General features: G+C 62.4%; 4 protein-coding genes and 1 pseudogene. 4 read left to right on the top strand and 1 reads right to left on the bottom strand.

Annotated features, from left to right (window positions below; all coding sequences use genetic code 11):
• A pseudogene (locus AC5RWX_RS31730) lies at positions 1-356 on the bottom strand (hypothetical protein); the annotation flags it as partial.
• 365 nt (positions 357-721) lie between these two features.
• Between AC5RWX_RS31730 and AC5RWX_RS31735 the strand changes: the two are divergent.
• From AC5RWX_RS31735 to AC5RWX_RS31750, 4 genes are all read left to right on the top strand, one after another.
• Positions 722-1150, top strand: a complete 429-nt coding sequence (locus AC5RWX_RS31735) for a hypothetical protein (protein WP_494100161.1) — start codon at positions 722-724, stop codon at positions 1148-1150.
• Between the two features lie 121 nt (positions 1151-1271).
• Positions 1272-1460, top strand: coding sequence for a hypothetical protein (locus AC5RWX_RS31740; protein ID WP_494100162.1), 189 nt, complete (start codon positions 1272-1274; stop codon positions 1458-1460).
• 68 nt (positions 1461-1528) lie between these two features.
• On the top strand, positions 1529-2476 hold the full coding sequence (locus AC5RWX_RS31745) for a ribonuclease Z (protein ID WP_494100163.1): 948 nt from the start codon (positions 1529-1531) through the stop codon (positions 2474-2476).
• Between the two features lie 65 nt (positions 2477-2541).
• Positions 2542-3189: APC family permease (locus AC5RWX_RS31750; protein ID WP_494100164.1), on the top strand; the 648-nt coding region annotated here is incomplete at its 3' end.

The raw sequence follows: 3189 nt of genomic DNA on the forward strand, positions 1-3189 counted from the left end.
ATAAACTCCACGGCTACCAGCTTGTACCGCCCGTACTTATTAGGCATGTACACCAGAACCTCAGGCTTTCTGGCCTGGGTCTTGTCATCAATAAGTTCCTGCTTCGCGTAGTGGAAGCCCATTGCCCCGACACCGGGCTTCTCGACGCATTCGGTGATCTTTTTGTAGCCGGCCTTCTTTGCGTTCTCCAGCCACCGGTAGTCGTCGGTAACGTGGCGCAGGATCCTGACCAGCCGGCGCTGGTCGTCATTGTTCCGCCAATCGTCGCTGTGGTCCGCGCCCGCGTGCCCGGATCCTCCATGGGCGACCGCCGTTCCGGGAGCAAGTCCCAAGGCTAGTACTGCAGCAGTGGCCATCGGCAGTAGCCCTGTCCTGATGCGATTCATCGTTGATCTTCCACCCCTTTGAGACCGGTATTTTCTGTTGAAGGGATGCGAAGCGTGGGAAGGGAGTCCCGCCTTCGCCCAAGATGCCGGCAGATTTCCCCGGGAACTGCCGGCGAATGAGCCGCTCGGCCGGTAACGTCCATCGACTGGAGCGGCGTATTCAGTATGCTCCTGCTCCAAAACGCGGCGCTACGCTACGGGTGGGTAGTAGGGGGTGGGGCATGGGGAATGAGCGTGAGAATTCTTATTGCCCTTAGCCCCGAGGTTCACACCACACCCGGTTCGTCAGTATGCTTACTATTATCCGGAAAGCCGCTGAAGAGAAAGGCATCACCATGACGGGACAGAACCTGCCTGATGACGAACTTGAGATCGTCGAGGAAAATGACGTGCTCCTGGACGAAACCCCCGGCGCGGCCTCATCCCTTGAACTGGACCCCGTGACGAGCGGCCAGCCTGACAGCTACCCGGGTGCTGCGGAGAACAATCCGGACCGCTGGCAGGAGGATCCGCTGCTCCAGGACGAAGTTTCCGGGGAGGAGGAAGATTTCCTCAGCGACCAGACCCTGCGCGATGACATGAAGGCGACCCGCGACGGGGCCGGGGATGAACCGCCGGCAAGCACGCCGACCCTGGGTGAGGCGGTTGCCGATGTGGACTTCGGCGAGGACCCTACCGGCGTGGAAGCAGATGCCAGTGACGACCAGGAAAACTTCGGCGGTTCGCCCCTCAGCGAGTTCGACCCCGATGACATGGAGCGCTAGCACCAACGGCAACCAGGCAAGATGGTTCGGCTCCGACCCTAGCCGGAAATCGAAACTACGCTAAAATTATAAGCAGGCTGATGAATATCGGTTGGCAGGATCAAGACTGAAGGAGTTTCACATGAACTTGGGAAGCATGATCAGGAATGCCGCTGGACGATTCGCAGGCAGGTCCGGCACCGGCGGAACAGTCCGCGGCACCGGAATGAACGCCACAGGGCGGACGCCCAACACCACAGGAGCCATGGGCGGCCGGCCGGGCTCCGGTGGCATGGCCAGCAAAATCATGGGCATGCTCAAGCGGCGCTGACCCTTCACACTGAACCACTAAGCAGGTCCCGGATCATTCCGGAACCTGCTTTTTGGTCCGCTGTAACGATGCGAGAACTCGTCGTCTTGGGCACCGCCTCCCAGGTCCCCACCCGGACCCGCAACCACAACGGCTACCTGCTTCGCTGGGACGGCCAGGGGCTGCTCTTCGACCCCGGCGAGGGAACCCAGCGCCAGATGATCCATGCAGGCGTCTCCGCAACACAGATCACGCGCATCTGCATCACCCACGTCCACGGTGACCACTGTTTCGGCCTGCCCGGCGTGCTGTCCCGCATGGCGCTGGACGGTGTGGCCCACCCCGTGCATCTGCACTACCCGGCCTCCGGCGAGGACGTGGTCCGTGCCCTGGTGTCCGTCAGCTCGCCCGGGATAGACCTGCTGCTTCACCCGCACGGCGGGAGCGGGACCGTGGCAGAAGGCCTCGAGGTCCGGCCGCTAAAGCACCGCGTTGAGACCTACGGCTACAGGCTGGTTGAACCGGATGGACGCACCCTGCTCCCCGAACGCCTTGCCGCAGCAGGGATCACGGGGACTGACGTCGGACGCCTCCAGCGTGAAGTCACCCTGGCCGGCGTCCATGTTGACGACGTCAGCGTTCCCCGGCCTGGCCAGCGCTTCGCCTTCGTTATGGACACCGCCCTCTGTACGGGTGCGGAGGACTTGGCAGACGGCGTCGACCTCCTCATCGCGGAGTCCACCTTCAGCGACGAGGACGCCGCGCTCGCCGACCAGTACCGCCACCTCACGGCCGGGCAGGCTGGAGCGTTGGCCGGCGGCGGCAATGTCGGGACCCTGGTCCTGACGCACTTTTCGGCAAGATACGACGACGTCAGCGGGTTGGGTGCGCAGGCCGGCGCCCGTGCCGCCGGGGCAAAGGTCATCACCGCGCACGACCTGCAACGGATCGCCTTTCCCAAGCGGCGGCGGTGGCAGCAAAACCACATCCTGACGGGCGGAGAGGGCCGGGGCTATCATTGCCAAACCCAACCATGAGGTAGAGAGTGAATTATCCGGTATGCACCCCGGGCCCACCCGCCCACGTGTTGTGGAGGCCGACAATGAGCAAAACTTTCGAAGAAGTGTCCGACGCTACTCCTGAAGGAAAGGAACCCGAACTCAAACGGGTCCTTGGCCCCAAGCTCCTCCTGCTCTTCATTGTGGGCGACATCCTCGGCGCAGGCGTATACGCAGTTACGGGAACCATGGCAGGAACAGTGGGCGGCATCGTGTGGCTGCCGTTCCTGCTGGCCTTCGTGGTGGCCACCCTGACAGCCTTTTCCTACCTGGAGCTGGTCACGCAGTATCCCCAGGCCGCCGGTGCCGCCCTTTATACGCACAAGGCATTCGGAATCCACTTCGTCACCTTTCTGGTGGCCTTCGCCGTGGTCTGTTCAGGCATCACCAGCGCCTCCACCTCCGCCAACGTCCTGGCCCAAAACCTGTTCGGCGGGTTCGAGATCAACGGATGGATGGGCCTTCCCGGGCAGGGTGCCATCACCGCAGTTGCCATGGGCTTTATGCTGCTCCTCGCCGCCATCAACCTCCGCGGGGTAGGGGAGAGCGTCAAGTTCAACGTCGTGCTCACCCTGGTGGAGATGATCGCACTGTGCATCGTGATCGGTGTCGGCTTCTTTGTGATGTCCCAAGGGAAGGGGAACACGGGCGAGATCTTCGTATTCAACGACTACCAGGACAAGGGAATGTTC

It is taken from the genome of Arthrobacter sp. SPT-J7 (assembly GCF_059089965.1).

Excerpts from the sequence above, each read along its gene's own strand:
- AC5RWX_RS31735 (WP_494100161.1), top strand. The coding sequence starts at position 722 with ATGACGGGACAGAACCTGCCTGATGACGAACTTGAGATCGTCGAGGAA.
- AC5RWX_RS31740 (WP_494100162.1), top strand. The coding sequence starts at position 1,272 with ATGAACTTGGGAAGCATGATCAGGAATGCCGCTGGACGATTCGCAGGC.
- AC5RWX_RS31745 (WP_494100163.1), top strand. The coding sequence starts at position 1,529 with ATGCGAGAACTCGTCGTCTTGGGCACCGCCTCCCAGGTCCCCACCCGG.